Origin of the sequence: Geothrix oryzisoli (genome assembly GCF_022808865.1) — a bacterium.
In the GTDB taxonomy this organism is placed as follows: domain Bacteria; phylum Acidobacteriota; class Holophagae; order Holophagales; family Holophagaceae; genus Geothrix; species Geothrix oryzisoli.
Map to the genome: position 1 here is coordinate 136187 of NZ_JAKZLB010000004.1, position 16633 is coordinate 152819.

Sequence of the window (16633 nt, forward strand, 5' to 3'; positions counted from 1 at the left end):
GCCTTGGCTTGTGAAAATTTCATGCCTTGCAAAAAGATTTCCTGTCATCCTTCCGGATAGCCCCGATGGGCATGCCTGTTTATTCCTGAGCCATGAGCGAACCTGAAGCCAAAAACCTCCAAACTTATACCAGCGGCCCCCTCCGCCTGGCTGTCCTCAAGCGGGATCCCGTGCCCGCCAAGCTGCTGCCCGCGCGGGATGCGTGGACCCTGCTGCAGCCCACCCACGCGGTGCGCGTCTGCACCAGCGAGGACCGCGAGGAGGGCGTCATCCGCTCGGGCGACCTGGCCCTGCTGCTGCCGGGCTTCGGCCACACCCTGAAGCGCCACCACGCGAACGCGCCCTTCGGCTTCACGGCGCTGTTCATGGAGGGGCCCTTCCCGGAGCCGCTGCTGTCCTCGCTGCAGAACCCGCCGCGGAAGTGGCAGGAGTCCAGCTTCGCCGTGCTGCGCAGCCTCAGCCTCAAGCAGCTGTTCAGCATCTTCACCCAGGAGCTGGCGAATCCCGACGGTGTGCAGCTCATGACCCGCGAGCTGTTCCTCATCCTGCTGGGCGCCGAGCTGTCGCGCCTGACGGAGAAGGAGGACCGGGGCCGCTTCCCCTACCGCCTGAACCGCTCGACCCTGCAGCTGGTGCTGGACCACATGGAGGTCCACATCGGCTCCAAGAACAGCGTGCCCGAGCTGGCCACCATGGCCCGCTGCACGCCGGACCACTTCATCCGCCTCTTCCGCGAAGCCACCAGCACCACGCCCCACCAGTACCTCATCGAGCGCCGCCTTCAGCGCGCCGTCACCCTGCTGGCCAACGGCGAGCGGCCCAGCGACGTGGCGAAGATCCTCGGCTTCTACGACGCCAGCGCCTTCACCCGCGCCTTCAAGCGCCGCTTCGGCGTCCCCCCCAGCGAGTACGCGCAGGAAGCCTACGACCGGCAGTTCCCCAAGAAGTAGGGCGAAGCCCCTGCAAAGGAAAAGGGCGCCGGTCGGCGCCCTTTTCCTTTGCTTGGACAACAGCCTACTTGGTGACCTTCTCGGTCACGGTCTTGGCCTTCTCCGCACCCTTGGTGGTGCCCTTCTTGGACTTGGCCTTGGCCTTGCTGGTCCCGGACTTGGCGGCGCCTTCACCCTTGGCGGTGGCGGCCTTCACCTTGTCCCCGGCGACGGGAACCGCGCCGGCCTTGGCATCCGCCTTGGCCTTGGCGTCCGCGGCCTTTTTGTCAGCCTTGGACTTGGCCTCATCCGCCTTGGTGTCCACCTTGGCCTGGCCCTTGTCCACGGCCGCATTCGCGGCGCCCTTCAGATCATCCTTGCTGGGAACCTGGGCCGCGATCGCCAGCGAAGCACCCAGCATCAAACACAGAACCACTTTCATCGGAACCTCCCTTGAGAATTGAGGACTGAAGAGTGCCCGCTAGGGCTTGCACACCTTGCAGGCCTTGTAGCCGGCCTTGTCGGCTTCCGCGGCGGAGGCGAAGGCGACCTTGTTCGACTCCTTCATCTTCCCGGCCAGCTTGCAGTCGGCGCGGTGGTAGATCTTGGAGTCCTTGTTGGCCACGATGGCCGTGGCCACAGCCGCGGCCTTGGGGGCGGCGGACTTGGCAGCGGCCGCGGCGGCTGCGGGGGCCGGGGCGGGCTTCGCGGCAGCGGCTGGGGCGGGCGCAGGCGCGGGCTTGGCGGCAGCAGCCGGCGCGGGGGCGGGCGCAGCCTTGGCGGCCGGAGCGAGAGCCGGCTTCGCGGCGGCGGCCTTGGCCTCGGCGGCCTTCTTCTTCTCATCGGCCTTCTTGGCCTTCTTCTCGGCCTTCTTGTCGGCTTTCAGCTCAGCGGCGGTCTTGGGCTCGGCGGGCTTGGTCTTGGGTTCCTGGGCCACGGCCACCAGCGAGGCGGCGAGAAGGAGGGCGAACAGGGTGCGGTTCATGGGGTCTCCTTGAAATGGAACATCAGGGTGGTCTTCGGTCCCCGCCCTGTCAACGCGTGACGCGGCAGGAAGGTGCGAAGCGGGGTGGGCGGCGGGCCCTGGAGGCCTGCTCGAAGGCATAGGCCAGCTTCAGGAGGGTGCCCTCCTGCCAGGGGGCGGAGACGAAGGAGAGCCCCACGGGCAGCCCCGAGGCGAAACCCGCGGGCACGGTGATGTGCGGGCAGCCCGCCACGGCGGCGGGGCTCGAGAAGCTGAGGCTGGAGCTGTCGCCGTTGAGGTGGTCGATGAGCCAGGCGGGCCCACCCGTGGGGGCCACCAGAGCCTGGGCCGCGTGCTTCTCCAGCAGGTCCAGGATGTCCTTCCGGGCCTGGGCGCAGGTCTCCAGGGCCTTCCGGTAGGCGGGATCCGTCAGCGGCCCCTTGGCCTGGGCCTGCGCGAGGAGCTCCTGGCCGAAGAAAGGCATCTCCCGCGCCTTCTCCCGCTCGTCGAAGGTCATGAGGCCCGCCAGATCCTTCACCGCGCCACCCCGGCCGCCCAGGTAGGCATTGAGGCCCGCCTTGAACTCGTAGAGCAGCACCTCGAACTCGGCCTCGTCGTAGGCGGCGGTCTTCAGCTCCACCTCCACGAGCACGGCCCCCTGGGCTTTGAGCAGGTCCAGGGCGGGCTGGATGACGGCGTCCACATGGGCATGCACGCCCAGGAGGTTCTTCACCACCGCGAGCCGCGCGCCCTTGAGGCCCTCCGCGGCGAGGAACTGGGTGTAGTCCTTCTCCCGGTGGGCGGCGGGGGCGCCGGTGGCGGCATCCTTCGGATCGGCGCCAGCCAGCGCGTTCAGCAGGAGCGCCGCGTCGCGCACGGTCCGCGCCATGGGCCCGGCCGTGTCCTGGGTGCTGGAGATGGGGATGATGCCGCTGCGGCTCACCAGCCCCACCGTGGGTTTCAGGCCCACGAGGCCGTTGGCGTTGCCGGGGCTCACGATGGAGCCGTCGGTCTCGGTGCCCACGGCCACGGCGCAGAGGCTGGCCGCGGTGGCGGCTCCGGAGCCCGAGCTGGAGCCGCTGGGGCTGCGGTCCAGGGCGTAGGGGTTCCGCGTCTGCCCGCCCCGGCCGCTCCAGCCGCTGCTGCTGCGCGTGGAGCGGAAGTTCGCCCACTCGCTGAGGTTCGTCTTGCCCAGGATCACGGCGCCGGCCTCGCGCAGCCGCCTGACCACGAAGGCGTCCTCCTTCGGGGCCGGGGCCCCGGCCAGCGCCAGCGACCCGGCCGTGGTCTTCATGGCGTCCGCCGAATCGAGGTTGTCCTTGATGAGCACGGGGATGCCGTGGAGGGGGCCGCGCACCCGCCCGGCCTTCCGCTCCGCATCAAGGGCCTTCGCGATGGCCAGCGCATCGGGGTTCAGCTCGATGACCGAGTTCAGCTTCGGGCCCGCCTGGTCCAGGGCCCGGATGCGCGCCTGGTAGCGCTTCACCAGTTCCACGGCCGTCCAGTGCCCCGCCGCCATGCCGGCCTGGAGGCCATCCACCGTGGCCTCCTGCAGCACCAGGGCCTTGGCGCCGGAAGCGGCTTTCAGGTCGCCCCCCACCAGCGCCGCGGCGCCCGTGGCCAAACCCGCGCCCAGGAAGGCGCGGCGATCGAAGGTCAGAGCATCGTCTTGCTGCGGCATCGTCGTTCCCCGAAGAGGTGTGGAAGGATGTTAACCCTGCCGGCCGCCGGTCCCCAGCGCCCGTTCGCCGATCCGCCCCGGCGTGGGCGGGGTCGGAGCCCGATCCTGACCCGTCGGAGGCTCCCATGGCCGCGTTCCTGCTCTGGCTCATCCTGCTGGTGGTCTGCTGGCCCCTGGCCTTCCTGGCCCTGATCCTCTATCCGCTGGTCTGGCTCCTGCTCCTCCCCTTCCGGCTCCTGGGCTTCGCCGTGGAGGGCGTGTTCGGGCTCGTGAAGGGACTGTTCCTGCTGCCGGCGAGGCTCGTGGGAGGAAGGGGCTAGCGCCCGGGCCCCGGGGACCTGATATTGGCTGCGAACGCGGCCAGCCCGGACCGGTGGCCGCGCGGGCGGGAGGCACCGATGGAACTCTACCTGGACGCCAAGGAAACCGATCTCCTCATGCGGATCCTCGAGCGCAGCCTCGAGGAGATCCGGCGGGAGATCCATCACACGGACCATGCGGCTTTCAAGGCCACGCTCAAGTCGGACCAGGAGCTGATGCAGAAGCTCCTCGCCAGGCTCAAGGCCCCGGCCGCCATGGGGATCTGAGCGCCCGGAAGGGCGCTACTTGGGAACGTCCTCCGGCTCGGGCTTCGGCGCGGGCTTGGTCTTGGGGGCGGGCTCGGCCTTGGCCGCGGGGGTTTCCTCGGGCTTGGCGGCCGGCCCCACAGGCTTGGCGGGCTTGGTCGGCTTCGCCTTGGCCCCCTTGAGGCTGGCCACCCGCTGCTGCGCTTCGCGGGCCTTCACGCGGGCCTCGGTGGCCTTGTCGGAGGCCGCCTTCGCCTCGGCCTCCGCGGCCTTGGCCCGGGCCTCCGAGGCGCGGATCTGAAGGTCCGCCGCACGGGTCTCCGCCTCCTTGGCCTTCGCCGCGGCCACCTTGGCCTGCGCCTCTGCCTTGGCCGCGCTGGCCTTCAGGCGCTCCGCCGAGGCCTTGGCGCGCTTGGCTTCGGATTCCAGGCGGGCGGCTTCGGCCCCGGCGGCCGAGGGCCGACCCTTCGAAACCTTCGGGGGTACTCCGGCGATGACCAGGGAGGAAGCCAGAAGCAGCAGGATGGGCAGACGCATGGGGCCCTCTGGGAATGCCCCAGGGTTCCCGGGGCTGCCGCCCCCTGTCAACCCAGGGCGGCCTCCAGGGCCCCGGCGTGCAGACCCTTCAGCTCGGCAGCCTCGGCGTCCAGCAGGGGCTGGCCGTCCACCGCGAGGGTGAAGCGGGCACCGCCGGTGGCTCCGATCTTCGCAAAGGGCACGCGATGGGTGGCGCAGAGGGTGGCGAGGCTGGATTCGGCCTCGGCGCTGACCGACACCACGATGCGGCCGGCGGTCTCGCCGAAGAGCAGGCTGTCCAGGCGCAGGGCGCCCCTGGTCAGCATCAGCTGGCAGCCCATGCCCTCGCCGTCGTTGGCGCCAAAGGCGCTCTCCAGCGCGGCGACCACCAGGCCGCCCTCGCTGGTGTCGTGGGCGCTGCGGATGAGGCCCAGGCGGATGCCCTCGCGCACGCAGGCCTGGAGCCGCAGCTCCTCGTCCAGGCGCAGCTCGGGGCAGGCGCCCTGCACCTTGCCGGTGCGCAGCTTCAGGTACTCGCTGCCGCCCAGCTCGTCGCGGGTCTCGCCCAGCAGGAAGATGCCGTCGTGGGCGGCCCGGAAGCTGGCTCCGCAGAGCCGGTTGCCCACCTTGGAGAGGGCCGTGGCATCGGGCGCGCCGAGGACGACCGGGCCTGAGCAGTCCTCGATGAGGCCCACGGCCGCGATCATGGGCGTGGGGAAGATGCTCTGGCCTTCGGTGTCGTTGTAGAGGCTGACGTTGCCGCTGACGATGGGCACATCGAGGGCCAGGCAGGCCTGGCGGATGCCCAGGCAGCCCTGCTCGAAGGTCCACATGTTCTCGGGCTTCTCGGGGTTGCCGTAGTTGAGGCAGTCCGTGAGGCCGATGGGCTCGGCGCCCACGCAGGCCAGGTTGCGGCAGGCCTCGGCCACGGCGTGGGCCGCCCCCCAGAAGGGATCCAGGTAGCAGAAGCGGCTGTTGCAGTCGCTGCTCATGGCCACGGCCTTGCCCGTGTCCTGCCCGGCCTCGTCCTTCACGCGGATGATCCCGGCGTCGCCGCGGCCCATGCCCAGCAGCGTGTTGCTGCGCACGGTGCCGTCGTACTGCTCGAAGATCCACCGCTTGCTGGCCACCGTGGGCGCCTGGAGGAGCTGACGCAGGGTGCGCTCCACCTCGGCGGGCTTGAGGTCCGCCGGTAGCGGGGCGGCGGCCACCGCGTCCAGGTAGCCGGGACGCTGGCGGGGCCGGTCGTACTTCGGCGCGGCGTCCACCAGGGGCTGGATGGGCAGGTTGATGACGGGTTCCCCGTGCCAGCTGCCGATGAAGCGGCCGCTGTCGGTGACCTCGCCCACCACGCAGGCGTCGAGGCCCCACTTGTGCAGCACGGCGATGATCTTCTCCTCGCAGCCGGGGCGGGCCACCAGCAGCATGCGCTCCTGGCTCTCGCTGAGCATGAGCTCGAAGGGCGTCATGCCCTCCTCGCGCATGGGCACCTGGTCCAGGCGGATCTCCAGACCCGTGCCCGCGCGGCTGGCCATCTCGAAGCTGCTGGAGGTGAGGCCCGCGGCGCCCATGTCCTGGATGCCGATGACCCAGTCGGTCTGGAAGATCTCCAGGCAGGCCTCGAGCAGCAGCTTCTCCGTGAAGGGATCGCCCACCTGCACCGTGGGGCGCTTCTCCTCGCTGCCCTCGCCGAACTCGGCCGAAGCCATGCTGGCGCCGTGGATGCCGTCGCGCCCCGTCTTCGAGCCGATGTACATCATCTTGTTGCCGATGCCGGAGGCGAAGCCCTTGAAGATCTTGTCGCTGCGCAGCACACCCAGGGTGAAGGCGTTCACGAGGATGTTGCCGTTGTAGCTGGCGTCGAAGGCGCAGTCGCCGCCCAGCATGGGGATCCCCATGCAGTTGCCGTAACCGGCGATGCCCGCGGCCACGCCCTTCACCAGCCCCTTCATGCGCGGGGCATCGATCTCTCCGAAGCGCAGGCTGTTGAGGTTGGCGAGGGGCCGGGCGCCCATGGTGAAGACGTCGCGCAGGATGCCGCCCACGCCGGTGGCCGCGCCCTGATACGGCTCGATGAAGCTGGGGTGGTTGTGGCTCTCCATCTTGAAGGCCACGGCCCAGCCGTCGCCGATGTCCACCACGCCCGCGTTCTCGCCGGGGCCCTGGATGACGCGGGGACCCTCGGTGGGCAGGTTCTTCAGGTGGATGCGGCTGGACTTGTAGGAGCAGTGCTCGCTCCACATGGCGCTGAACACGCCCAGCTCGGGATAGGTGGGCAGGCGACCGTCCAGCAGGCGCAGGAGGACCTGCCACTCATCCTTGGACAGGCCCAGCTCCAGAGCCAGGGGTTCAGTGACGGCCGGTTCGTGGGCAACGGACATGGAGGCTCCGGAAGCCTTGATTCTAGCGGTTCCGGACCCTCCAGACGAGGCTTGACATCCGTACTTGGAATGTCCGCTTCCTTCTGGAATCCCTTTCCGTACACTGGAAAGTCACGCCTTCGGAGCCCATGCCCCCTCCCCGCACCCTGCTCACCTACAGCGCCCCCCGCAGCGGCTTCGGGGACGAGTGGATGACCTTCCTGCCCATCGGGCTGGGCTACCTCCAGGCCATGCTCAAGGCCCGGGACCTGCCCTGCCGGGTGGCGAACCTGAGCGGCAAGGGGCGCAAGGAGATCCTGGCCTACCTGAAAGCCCAGAATCCGGCGGTGGTGGGCGTGTCCATGTTCACCTTCAACCGGAAGCGCTCCTACGAGCTGCTGGCCTGGGCCCGGGAGGCCTGCCCGAGCGCGATCCTCCTGGCGGGCGGGCCGCATCCCACGCACCTGGCCGAGGAGGTCTTCGAGGACTGCCCGGCCCTGGACGCCATCGTGCAGGGCGAGGGCGAGGCCGTGCTGCTGGGCCTCGCGGAGCGCCTCCAGACCGCGCCCGGATCGGACCTCTGGAAGCGCACGCCGGGCCTCATCCTCCGCGAGGGCCGCACCCTGCCCCAGCCGCCCCTGGAGGACCTGGACGCCATCGGCATCCCCGCCGAGCACCTGGAGGCTGACTTCCTGAACGACGTGGGCCAGCTGGCCTACCTCAGCACCAGCCGGGGCTGCCCGGCCACCTGCAACTTCTGCAACACCCCCGAGTTCTGGGGCACCTCCATCCGCTTCCGCAGCGCGCCCTCGGTGCTGCGGGAGATGCGGCTGCTGCGCGAGCAGCACGGCCTCACCTACTTCAGCTTCCGAGACGACACCTTCACCGCCAACCGCGACCGGGTGCTGACCCTGATGCAGGGCATCCAGGAGAGCGGCCTCCATCCCCTGTGGAACTGCCAGAGCCGCGTGAACCTGGTGGACGAGGACCGCCTGGTGGCTATGAAGCGGGCCGGCTGCGAGTTCATGCAGTTCGGCGTGGAGCACGGCAGCGAGCGCGTGCTGCAGCTGCTGGACAAGGGCACCAACCTGAGGCATGCGCGAAGGGCACTGGGCCTGGTGCGCAAGGTCGGCATGAACCTGGGCATCTACCTCATCACGGGCATCCCCGGCGAGACCTGGGCCGATGTGGAGGAGACCGCCGCCTTCATCCGCGACACCCGACCCCAGGACTGCCAGATCAGCCCCCTGGCGCTGTATCCCGGCACCCGCATGTTCGACCAGTACCGCGCCGAGGGCCGCATCCAGAAGGACTTCTACCGGGCCAGCGGCGACGCCGAGATTTTCGCCCGCGTGGACGCGCACACGGAGAAGGCCCTGCGCCACATCGACCGGGTGGCCCAGCAGGCCAAGGCCAAGTCGCGGTTCACGCCGGCCGAGTTCGCCGAGCAGAAGGCCTGGCTGGGCTTCTGCGCCGTCACCAACCTGCTCTGCGGCGAGGCGGCCGAGGAGGAGGGCCGCTTTACCGAGGCCGAGGCGGAGTACGCCGAGATCATCTCGAAGGAACCGGCCAATCCCTGGGGCTTCATGAAGCGGGCCCTGCTGCACGAGAAGACCGGCCGGCTGGACCTGGCCCGCGCCGACCTGGCCGAGGTGCTGGCCCTGGCCCCCGGCAATCCCGAGGCCACGGAGCTGGCGACCCTCTGGGGCCTGAAGCAGCACAAGACACGGGCGAAGAAGCCCGCTCACGGGCCCACGGCCGAGATGAAGGGCGCAGAAGCCTACCTCAGCCGGCCGAAGATGTAGCGACCTGGCGCGACCCGCCCAGCGCCCGCCACCACTCCAGCAGCCCCATCACGCAGAGCGCCTGGTACACGACGTACAGCGCGCTGGCCACATAGAGGCCCTTGTAGATCAGCAGGCCCACCGACAGGAAGTTGGCGAGGATCCACACCAGCCAGTTCTCGATCCACTTGCGGGTCATCATGAACTGGGCGACGAGGCTGAGGGCGGTGATGAGGGAATCCAGCACCGGCACGGTGCTGTTGGTGTAGCGGCGGAGCAGCCAGGTCAGCAGGCCGGTGGCGGCGGCCACCACCAGCGCCAGGAGGCCGGCCATGGCGGGCCTCACCCGGCTGACCTCCAGGGCGCCGTGGTCCCGGCCCCCGTGCAGCCAGCTCCACCAGCCGTAGACGGAGATGGCGATGTAGAACCCCTGCAGGCCGACGTCGGCGTAGAGGCCCGTCCGGTAGAACAGCACGATGAACACCAGGTTGTTGGCGATGCCGAGCGGCCAGTTCCAGATGTTCTGGCGCACCAGCAGGCCCACGCAGGCAGCGCCGGTGATGAACCCGAAGACTTCCATGAAAGAGGGCATCAGTCCTCGTGCTTCAGGTTCGGGCTGCGCTCCAGGACGATGAGCACCAGGCGCTCGAGCTGGTCCACCATGAGGAAGCGGAGGGTCGGATCCTTCGGGCCGGCCTGCTTGGGTTCGGCGCCCCCCCGCAGCACGAAGAAGGGACCGGACCGTTCCAGCCGGGAGATCTGCTTCCAGGGCAGTCGCCCGGCGCCCAGCTTCCGGGCCAAGGGCGTCGGCAGGGCGTTGTGCTCCACGGCGAGCCCCAGCTCATCCACCAGCACCTGAGAACCTTCCACCAGGAGCAGGCCGAAGAGGGTGCCCAGGAGGAGCAGGCTCCCCGCCACCACCGCGCCGATGGCCGCGATCACCGCCACCCAGAAGGACCAAGTGGGTTCGCTGGCGGCCTCGGCCACCTTCAGGGAGGCGCGCAGGACGGGCAGGCGCTCAAGGATCTGCGCCAGGGCGCGGACCCCCACCAGCCAGGACCCGGCGAAGAGCAGCACGGCCATGGCCCGCTGGGCGAAGGACGGGCGGAAGACCAGGGGGGAACCGGCACTCATCAGGCTTCCATCTCCGCCACGATGGCCTCGGCGGCGGCGGGGGGGTCCGCCGCGTGGGTGATGGGCCTGCCCACCACGAGCCAGGTGGCGCCCTGCTTCAGGGCCTGGGCGGGCGTCATCACCCGGGCCTGGTCCTGGGCGGCAGCCCCGGCGGGGCGGATCCCGGGGGTGAGGCAGTGGAACCCTGCGCCGCAGGCCTCGTGGATCGCCGCGGCCTCCCAGGCCGAGCACACCACGCCGCCGCAGCCGGCCTGGTGGGCCAGCTTCGCGTAGGCCAGGGCCAGATCCTCGGGCCGCCCGGCATGGCCCAGGGCCGCCAGGGCCTCCCGGTCCAGGCTGGTGAGCACGGTCACGGCCAGCAGCTCGGTCCGGCCGCCGGCGGCCTGGTGGGCGCGCACGGCCTCCACGGCCGCCTCCAGCATGGCAGGGCCGCCCTGGGCATGGACATTGACCAGGCGCGGATCCAGCTTCAGGACAGCCTCCAGGGCCCGGCGCACCGTCGTGGGGATGTCGTGCAGCTTCAGGTCCAGGAAGACCGGCACCTGCTTCTGGAGTTCCCGGACGAACGCGGGCCCCTCGGCGCAGAACAGCTCCAGGCCCACCTTCAGCATGCCCACGCGGCCCGACAGCCGCTGGGCCATGGCCAGGGCCTCCCCGGCCGTGGGCAGGTCCAGGGCCACCACAAGGCGTTCCCGGGGCATGAGGGTTGCTGGGGCTGGATTCAAGGACGGCTCCCGTATGATGCGGAGAATCATTCTGCCACCAAGGGGACCCCGTGCCATTGATCACGCCACCGTCCACGCCACCCGCCGAGGTCCGACCCGCGCCGCCCACGGCCGCCGAGCTGCAGGACCGGCTGCTGGAAGCCTATGACTGGGGCCGCCCCCTGCCCAAGGCTCCCAAGGGTCCGGGGGCCCTGGCCTACCGGTGGCTCCAGGCGGCGGCCACCTTCGACCCCCAGGCCGCGCCGCCGGCCAATCCCTTCCCGACCGGGGCCGCCCACCGGGAGGCCGAAGCCCTGCGGGCCCTGCTGAAGGCGCCCAGGGCGCGCCTGGCCGCCCGCCTCGCGGCGCTCCCCCTCCACCAGGCGGGCACGGCCCTGGCGCTGTGGCGGTGGGGCCAAGTCCAGGTCCGCGAGGGCCACTTCACGCCCGCGATCCGCCGGGCCTGGGAGGATCGGCTGCTGGCCGGCGGGCCGGGCCTCACGCGCGGCTACGCCCTCCGCCACGCCCTCTGCTGGGCCCTGGCCGAGCAGGACGAGGCGCGGTTCGCCTCGCTCAAGGGCCGGGCGGACGAGGCGGCCGAGCCCGTGATCTCCCGGTTCCAGCGCCTCTTCGGCCTGCTCGGCGGCCCTTCGCCGATCCTGCGCCTCTGGACCCTGCCGGACCTGGAGTACCAGGACCTCCGGCTCGATCAGCTGGGCGCGGCCCGCGTCTGGATCCTTCCCGCGGAGGAGGGCCCGCTCCCCGACCTCCCGGCGGATGTGGCCTGGATCATCCCCAGCCTCGACGCCGGGTTCGATGACCGCAACGCGAGCATCCCCACGGGCCTGCGGATCGAGGCGGAAACCCTGGCCGCGCGCTTCAGGGCGGCAGGGCGGACCGCCCGCTTCGTCCCCAGCCGGGCCGCCTTCGAAAGCCTCGGCATGGCCTGGTTCCCCATCCTCGTCGACCTGGACGCCCGGGGGAACATCCAGGCCCTCCGCATGGGAGATGCGGCGCCGCTGAAGCCCTAGGCTTTCCCGGATTTCAGGGGAAGCGGGAACACGGAGGTCCCAGAGTCCCCGATTGAACCGGACCTTGGGCGGATCAGCCGATCCCGCACCCCTGCAGCCACCCGGCCACGGCCCCCCAGACCATCTGCGACCAGTAGTAGAAGCCCCGCTTGATGGGCTTCGGCGTGTAGCTGGCGTGGAGCCGGTCCTTGAGCATCGGGTAGTTCCCGTCGGGATCCAGCACGGCGGCGGCGACCGGGGAATCGAACTCGTAGGTGATCCAGCGGTCCTGCCCGTCCCACACCAGCCGCTGCTCGTCCTTGTTCTCCAGGCGCACCCAGAGCGTGATCGGCACCTTCAGGCCGCCCTTCCGCTCCAGGGTGATGGACCCCACCCGGCCGGGCGCCGCGGGCTGCGGAGAGGCGAAGACGGGGTGCTTGTCCGAGAAGAGCCAGCCGCCCTGGGTGACCTCCCGGGTCTTCACGCCCCGGATGGCGTAGTCGAGCACCTCCGTGCCCTCCACGAAATCCCGCCAGAACCCCGACAGATCGCGGCCCGACGCCCGCTCGGCGATCCGCTTGAAGTCGTTCCGGGTCGGGTGGTGGAAGGCCATCTCCTGGGCGTAGGCCCGCATCACCTGCTCCATCACGGGCCGGCCCAGCATGGCCTCCAGCTGATTCAGGACCAGGGTGGGCTTGCCGTAGGCCATGACGAAGTAGCTGTCCATGTTCATCGTCCTGAACCCGAACCGCGTGAGCGGGTCGGCGGACGGCAGGGACCAGTAGCCGGTCCACTCCTGGAAGTCCGTGGGCACCTGGAACCGCCGGCCGCCCAGCAGGCTGTGGTAGCTGCGCTCCATGGCCTTGTGGGTGAACCAGGTGGTGAGCCCCTCGTCCAGCCAGGGTTCTTCGAACTCGTTGCTGGCCAGCATGCCGTAGAAGAACTGGTGTCCGTATTCGTGGATGGCCACCTCCTCCGGTTCGAAGCGCTGCTGCAGCGGATCGAACGCCACCGAGGTGGCGGTGAACAAGGTGGGGTATTCCATGCCATCCGCCCCTTCGGCCTCCTTGGGCGTATCGATCACCGTGAGCGTGGGATACGGGTACTTGAAGTACCACTCCTCGCTCCAGCGCAGGGCGTTCTCCACGGCCCGCCGCTGCCGCTGGAAGTTCCCCCGGTTGCGGTCATTGATGTAGTAGAAGACCTGCACCCCGCGGTACTCGATCATGGTCGGGTTCCGCCAGCTCTCCCGCGGCATCACGGCCCAGGCGAAATCGTGGACGTCCTCCGCGTGCAGCCGCCAGATCGCGTTCAGCGGGCGCTTGGGGTCCGTCTCGACCTCGGTGATGAAGTTCGTCTGCGTTCCCGTGTGGGCCAGACCCAGCGCATTCGGCAGGGACAGGGATACGTCGTAGACCCCGAAATCCGCGAAGAATTCCGTGTTGGCGTGATAGGCGTGGCAGTTCCAACGATCGCCCTGGTAGACCCCCACCTTGGGGAACCACTGGCCGGACATGAGGAAGTCGTCTGCCCACCCGCTGCGCGCGAAGACCCTGGGATAGCGGTTCTCCCAGGCGATCTCCACCTGGATGGTCTCGCCGGGCGCCACCGGCCGCGGGAGCTTGAGCCAATGCACCGTCTCGTCCTCGCCGGCGTGGCCCTGGAGGTCCCGGCCGTCCATGCGGGCGCTGATCAGGCGGCAGTAGCCCCAGGAGGAGGCGTCCGCCGGCCGGTCCTGCTGATCGCTCCGCAGACGCCCCCCGCTCTCCTGCACGAAGAGGCTCTGGGGGCCCTTGAAGGCGTTGAGGTAGAGATGCAGCGGGAGCTCCTGCGTGGAAGCCGTGCCCGTGTTCCGCCACGACAGAGTCTCGGTCGCCTCAAGTGTCTTGTGCTCGTAGTCGAGGACGGCATCGATCCGGTAGTTGGCGATCCGCGGCGATCTCGGCTTGTCGAACCACTTCTCCGGCGTCCAGGTCCGCGGCGCCGCGCCCAGCCCCATGGCCGCGAACAGCACCAGCGCAGCCACCATGCGGCGTCCCATCGGATCCTCCCAGAGCGTCCGTCGAGTCTACCAACACTCGCCCAGCCTGCGTCCTTGCCTCTTCCCGGATCCCTGCTACACTCAAGATCTACCGCGGGGTGGAGCAGTCCGGTAGCTCGTTGGGCTCATAACCCAAAGGTCGCAGGTTCAAATCCTGCCCCCGCTACCAACCTGAATGGAAACCGGAGCCGAGTGCTCCGGTTTTCGCGTACGCCTGGCACCGTCCGCAGGATCGGGACCTGCGAGTGGGATGTGGAGGGGGCGACTTGATGTCGCGTCCGGAGCAGACCGGGACCGCGCAGCGGGCCCCGTTCAAATCGCGCCTTCATGGGTCGACGAGACGAAGCGGAGAGCAGAGGGGCCGCGCCTCAACCGAAGTCCGGTGGGAGGCCCTGGCTTCTCCCAATCCAGGGGCCCATCCCGGTCATCATGAATTCCATGTGCGGCCGCTACACCTTCCTCTTCACGGTGCAGTCCCTGGTGGAGGCGTTCGGCATCGCCCCTCCCGGCTTCGACATCGTGGAGGGTTCCGACATCACCCCTGGGCAGCATGTCGTGATCGTGCGGCCCGAGCGGGGGCGGCGCGTGGCCGATGTGGCCTTCTGGGGTCTCATCCCGCACTGGGTCAAGGACCCGAATGCCTGCTCGAAACCGATCCAGGCCCGGGCGGAGACCGTCGAGGAAAAGCCGACCTTCCGGGGCGCCTTCAGGCGGAAGCGCTGCCTCGTGCCGGCCTCGGGGTTCTATGAGTGGAAGGCCGAGGGGAAGGTCAAACAGCCGTTCTACATCCACCCCGTGGCGGGCGCAGGCTTCGCCTTTGCGGGACTGATGGAGGACTGGCAGGGACCGGATGGCGAGGTGATGGTCAGCACCTGCCTCATCACGACGGAGGCGAACGACCTCCTGGCCGGCATCCACCCGAGGATGCCCGTCATCCTCCCCGAATCCGCCTGGGATCTCTGGCTGGATCCCGCCGCGCAGACCCGGGACGTGAAGCCCCTACTCGTTCCCTGCCCGGGGGACCTCATGGTGGTCCACCCCGTCGGGAGGGCCTCCCGTCAGGTCGAGATGCAGGGGCCGGCCTTGTTCCCGCCGGCGTAGGGCCTGGCAGGTCGGGCAGTGTCCCCGGCACGCCCAGGAGCAGGTGAGCTGCGAGGGTGCTTCCGCCGGGAGGGCCCCAGGCCTGTCCATCGGCTGGCGCCCTATCGAAGGGGCCGGACCGGCGGGCCCCATCAGGTCGACTCCGGGAGGGCGCCCGGCGACTGGAACCAGCTGAACCCCCAGGCCAGCCCCATCACCGCCAGGCAGCCGATGAGGTTGTACCAGAGGAACGAGATGGCCGTGAACTTGAAGCAGAGGAGCACGCCGGCTTCCGCCACGAGGGCCGCGTAGAAGGCCGTGCCGCCGCGCACGCGCTTGAGGTAGAAGGCCGTGATGAAGATGCCGAGGATCGTGCCGTAGAACAGGGAGCCGAGGATGTTCACGGCCTCGATGAGGGAGCCCAGGCGGGCGGCGTACTCGGCGAAGGCCATGGCGAAGCAGCCCCAGGCGAAGGTCGCGATGCGGCCCACCCACACCTCGCGCACGCCGCGGCTGCCCCCGATGAGGCGGCGCCAGAGGTCCACCACCGTGGTCGCGCCGAGGGCGCTGATCTCCCCGGACATGGAGGACATGGAGCCCGAGAACACCGCGGCCAGCACGAGGCCCACCAGCCCCGCAGGCAGGCTGCTCAGCACATAGGCCAGGAAGATGTAGTTGACGTCGCTGGGATGGGTGCCGGGGTTGGCCTTCTCGATGATCGCCAGGCCCCGCTGCCGCACCGCTTCGCTCTCGGCTTGCGCCCGCTGGAGCTCCATCCTGGCGGCGGCGATCGTCGCCGCGTCCCCGCCATGCCGGGCGGTCACGAAGGCCTCGGCCCGCTGGCGCTGGGCTTCCCGCGCCCGGGCGTAGTCCGCCTCCGTGGCGCGGTAGGCGGGCGCCTCCGGACCCGCCAGGACCTGCTTCACGGGCCCGGGGTTGAAGAAGAGCGGCGGCGCCTGGAACTGGTAGAAGGCGAAGACGAGCACGCCCAGCAGCAGGATGAGGAACTGCAGGGGCACCTTGACCATGCCGTTCAGCAGGAGGCCGAGGCGGCCCTGGGTGAGGGAGCTGCCCGCCAGGTAGCGCTGGACCTGGGACTGGTCGGTGCCGAAGTAGGAGAGCATGAGGAAGAAGCCCCCGATGAGCCCCGACCACAGGTTGTAGCGGTTGTTGAGGTCGAAGCGCAGGTCGATGGCGTTCAGGCGCCCCAGCCCGCCCGCCACGTGGAGGGCGTCGCCGAGGCTCACGTGGGGGGGCAGGCGGTGGACGGTCATCACGCCCGCCAGGATCATCCCGAAGGCGATGATCACCATCTGTGAGCTGTGGGCCCAGGCCACGGCCCGGGTCCCGCCCACCACCGTGTAGGTCATGACCAGGAGGCCCACCAGCAGGATGTTGGCGTGGATGCTCCAGCCCAGGAGCACGGAAAGGACCAGGGCCGGCGCGAAGATGGTGATGCCGACCGCGAGGCTGCGCTGGATCAGGAAGAGGCAGGCGGCGAGGAGCCGGGTCTTCAGGTCGAAGCGGTCCTCCAGGATCTCGTAGGCCGTCGACACCTTCAGGCGGTGGTAGAGCGGGAGGGCCGTCATGGACAGCACGATGGCGGCCAGGGGCAGGCCGAAATAGAACTGCACGAACCGCAGGCCGTCCGTGTAGGCCAGGCCCGGCGTGGAGAGGAAGGTGATGGCGCTGGTCTGGGTCGCGATGATGGACAGGCCGATCAGCCACCAGCGGTGGTCGCGGCCACCGCCGATGTAGCCCTCCCCCGTGGTGGCGCCGCGCCCTTTGTAGAGGCCCCAGCAGACGACGAAGAGCAGGGCGGCGCCCAGGACGAACCAGTCGAGCCGGCTCACGAGAAGGCCCA

At 69.8% G+C, this 16633-nt stretch carries 16 protein-coding genes and 1 tRNA gene; 7 read left to right on the top strand and 10 right to left on the bottom strand.

What is annotated here, in order from left to right; translation table 11 throughout:
• Positions 1 to 92: 92 nt before the first annotated feature.
• Positions 93 to 950 (top strand): AraC family transcriptional regulator, encoded by an 858-nt coding sequence (locus MLE43_RS11770; protein ID WP_243304231.1) that lies wholly within the window; start codon positions 93 to 95, stop codon positions 948 to 950.
• 64 nt (positions 951 to 1014) lie between these two features.
• Here MLE43_RS11770 and MLE43_RS11775 read toward each other — a convergent pair whose 3' ends face one another.
• The 3 genes from MLE43_RS11775 to MLE43_RS11785 are packed head-to-tail and all read right to left on the bottom strand — an operon-like array spanning position 1015 to position 3574.
• The gene (locus tag MLE43_RS11775; protein WP_243304232.1) at positions 1015 to 1371 is read right to left on the bottom strand and encodes a hypothetical protein; all 357 of its coding nucleotides are present in this window, start codon (positions 1369 to 1371) and stop codon (positions 1015 to 1017) included.
• A gap of 39 nt (positions 1372 to 1410) precedes the next feature.
• Positions 1411 to 1914 carry an Ada metal-binding domain-containing protein gene (locus MLE43_RS11780; protein WP_243304234.1) on the bottom strand — a complete coding sequence of 168 codons (504 nt, stop codon included), beginning with the start codon at positions 1912 to 1914 and terminating at the stop codon, positions 1411 to 1413.
• 49 nt (positions 1915 to 1963) lie between these two features.
• A complete protein-coding gene (locus MLE43_RS11785; protein ID WP_243304236.1) occupies positions 1964 to 3574 on the bottom strand; it encodes an amidase in 1611 nt (536 codons plus the stop codon).
• 125 nt (positions 3575 to 3699) lie between these two features.
• On the opposite strand from MLE43_RS11785, the gene MLE43_RS11790 reads away from it, so the two are divergent.
• Positions 3700 to 3894, top strand: coding sequence for a hypothetical protein (locus MLE43_RS11790; protein ID WP_243304237.1), 195 nt, complete (start codon positions 3700 to 3702; stop codon positions 3892 to 3894).
• A gap of 78 nt (positions 3895 to 3972) precedes the next feature.
• Positions 3973 to 4161, top strand: coding sequence for a hypothetical protein (locus MLE43_RS11795; RefSeq protein ID WP_243304239.1), 189 nt, complete (start codon positions 3973 to 3975; stop codon positions 4159 to 4161).
• 15 nt (positions 4162 to 4176) lie between these two features.
• On the opposite strand, the gene MLE43_RS11800 is transcribed toward MLE43_RS11795, so the two are convergent.
• Complete coding sequence (locus MLE43_RS11800) at positions 4177 to 4677, bottom strand: hypothetical protein (protein ID WP_243304241.1); 501 nt, start codon at positions 4675 to 4677, stop codon at positions 4177 to 4179.
• A gap of 47 nt (positions 4678 to 4724) precedes the next feature.
• On the bottom strand, positions 4725 to 7037 hold the full coding sequence (gene purL / locus MLE43_RS11805) for a phosphoribosylformylglycinamidine synthase subunit PurL (RefSeq protein ID WP_243304244.1): 2313 nt from the start codon (positions 7035 to 7037) through the stop codon (positions 4725 to 4727).
• Between the two features lie 128 nt (positions 7038 to 7165).
• Here purL and MLE43_RS11810 point away from each other — a divergent pair, with 128 nt between their 5' ends.
• Positions 7166 to 8821: a B12-binding domain-containing radical SAM protein gene (locus MLE43_RS11810; protein ID WP_243304246.1), complete on the top strand. Its 1656-nt coding sequence runs from the start codon at positions 7166 to 7168 to the stop codon at positions 8819 to 8821.
• Here the strand turns inward: MLE43_RS11810 and pnuC are convergent.
• From pnuC to pyrF, 3 genes are read right to left on the bottom strand one after another with little or no spacing between them, the layout of a single operon-like run.
• Positions 8802 to 9392: a nicotinamide riboside transporter PnuC gene (gene pnuC / locus MLE43_RS11815; RefSeq protein ID WP_243304247.1), complete on the bottom strand. Its 591-nt coding sequence runs from the start codon at positions 9390 to 9392 to the stop codon at positions 8802 to 8804. The two genes, MLE43_RS11810 and pnuC, sit on opposite strands and share 20 nt — an antisense overlap.
• Positions 9392 to 9934 (bottom strand): hypothetical protein, encoded by a 543-nt coding sequence (locus MLE43_RS11820; protein ID WP_243304249.1) that lies wholly within the window; start codon positions 9932 to 9934, stop codon positions 9392 to 9394. The genes pnuC and MLE43_RS11820 overlap by 1 nt, the downstream gene beginning before the upstream one ends.
• On the bottom strand, positions 9934 to 10659 hold the full coding sequence (pyrF, locus tag MLE43_RS11825; protein WP_243304251.1) for an orotidine-5'-phosphate decarboxylase: 726 nt from the start codon (positions 10657 to 10659) through the stop codon (positions 9934 to 9936). The genes MLE43_RS11820 and pyrF overlap by 1 nt, the downstream gene beginning before the upstream one ends.
• A gap of 50 nt (positions 10660 to 10709) precedes the next feature.
• On the opposite strand from pyrF, the gene MLE43_RS11830 reads away from it, so the two are divergent.
• Positions 10710 to 11669, top strand: coding sequence for a hypothetical protein (locus tag MLE43_RS11830; protein WP_243304253.1), 960 nt, complete (start codon positions 10710 to 10712; stop codon positions 11667 to 11669).
• Positions 11670 to 11742: 73 nt separating this feature from the next.
• On the opposite strand, the gene MLE43_RS11835 is transcribed toward MLE43_RS11830, so the two are convergent.
• The gene (locus tag MLE43_RS11835) at positions 11743 to 13689 is read right to left on the bottom strand and encodes a M1 family metallopeptidase (protein ID WP_243304255.1); all 1947 of its coding nucleotides are present in this window, start codon (positions 13687 to 13689) and stop codon (positions 11743 to 11745) included.
• A gap of 92 nt (positions 13690 to 13781) precedes the next feature.
• Between MLE43_RS11835 and MLE43_RS11840 the strand changes: the two genes are divergently transcribed.
• Positions 13782 to 13858: transfer RNA gene (locus tag MLE43_RS11840), tRNA-Met, on the top strand.
• A gap of 260 nt (positions 13859 to 14118) precedes the next feature.
• Positions 14119 to 14790 carry an SOS response-associated peptidase gene (locus MLE43_RS11845; RefSeq protein WP_243304258.1) on the top strand — a complete coding sequence of 224 codons (672 nt, stop codon included), beginning with the start codon at positions 14119 to 14121 and terminating at the stop codon, positions 14788 to 14790.
• A gap of 131 nt (positions 14791 to 14921) precedes the next feature.
• On the opposite strand, the gene MLE43_RS11850 is transcribed toward MLE43_RS11845, so the two are convergent.
• Complete coding sequence (locus MLE43_RS11850) at positions 14922 to 16622, bottom strand: sodium:solute symporter (RefSeq protein WP_243304260.1); 1701 nt, start codon at positions 16620 to 16622, stop codon at positions 14922 to 14924.
• Positions 16623 to 16633: the final 11 nt, after the last annotated feature.

Bases quoted from the DNA above. Each gene is read 5' to 3' on its own strand.
- MLE43_RS11770 (WP_243304231.1), top strand. From the start codon at position 93: ATGAGCGAACCTGAAGCCAAAAACCTCCAAACTTATACCAGCGGCCCC.
- MLE43_RS11775 (WP_243304232.1), bottom strand. From the start codon at position 1,371: ATGAAAGTGGTTCTGTGTTTGATGCTGGGTGCTTCGCTGGCGATCGCG.
- MLE43_RS11780 (WP_243304234.1), bottom strand. From the start codon at position 1,914: ATGAACCGCACCCTGTTCGCCCTCCTTCTCGCCGCCTCGCTGGTGGCC.
- MLE43_RS11785 (WP_243304236.1), bottom strand. From the start codon at position 3,574: ATGCCGCAGCAAGACGATGCTCTGACCTTCGATCGCCGCGCCTTCCTG.
- MLE43_RS11790 (WP_243304237.1), top strand. From the start codon at position 3,700: ATGGCCGCGTTCCTGCTCTGGCTCATCCTGCTGGTGGTCTGCTGGCCC.
- MLE43_RS11795 (WP_243304239.1), top strand. From the start codon at position 3,973: ATGGAACTCTACCTGGACGCCAAGGAAACCGATCTCCTCATGCGGATC.
- MLE43_RS11800 (WP_243304241.1), bottom strand. From the start codon at position 4,677: ATGCGTCTGCCCATCCTGCTGCTTCTGGCTTCCTCCCTGGTCATCGCC.
- purL (WP_243304244.1), bottom strand. From the start codon at position 7,037: ATGTCCGTTGCCCACGAACCGGCCGTCACTGAACCCCTGGCTCTGGAG.
- MLE43_RS11810 (WP_243304246.1), top strand. From the start codon at position 7,166: ATGCCCCCTCCCCGCACCCTGCTCACCTACAGCGCCCCCCGCAGCGGC.
- pnuC (WP_243304247.1), bottom strand. From the start codon at position 9,392: ATGCCCTCTTTCATGGAAGTCTTCGGGTTCATCACCGGCGCTGCCTGC.
- MLE43_RS11820 (WP_243304249.1), bottom strand. From the start codon at position 9,934: ATGAGTGCCGGTTCCCCCCTGGTCTTCCGCCCGTCCTTCGCCCAGCGG.
- MLE43_RS11835 (WP_243304255.1), bottom strand. From the start codon at position 13,689: ATGGGACGCCGCATGGTGGCTGCGCTGGTGCTGTTCGCGGCCATGGGG.
- MLE43_RS11845 (WP_243304258.1), top strand. From the start codon at position 14,119: ATGAATTCCATGTGCGGCCGCTACACCTTCCTCTTCACGGTGCAGTCC.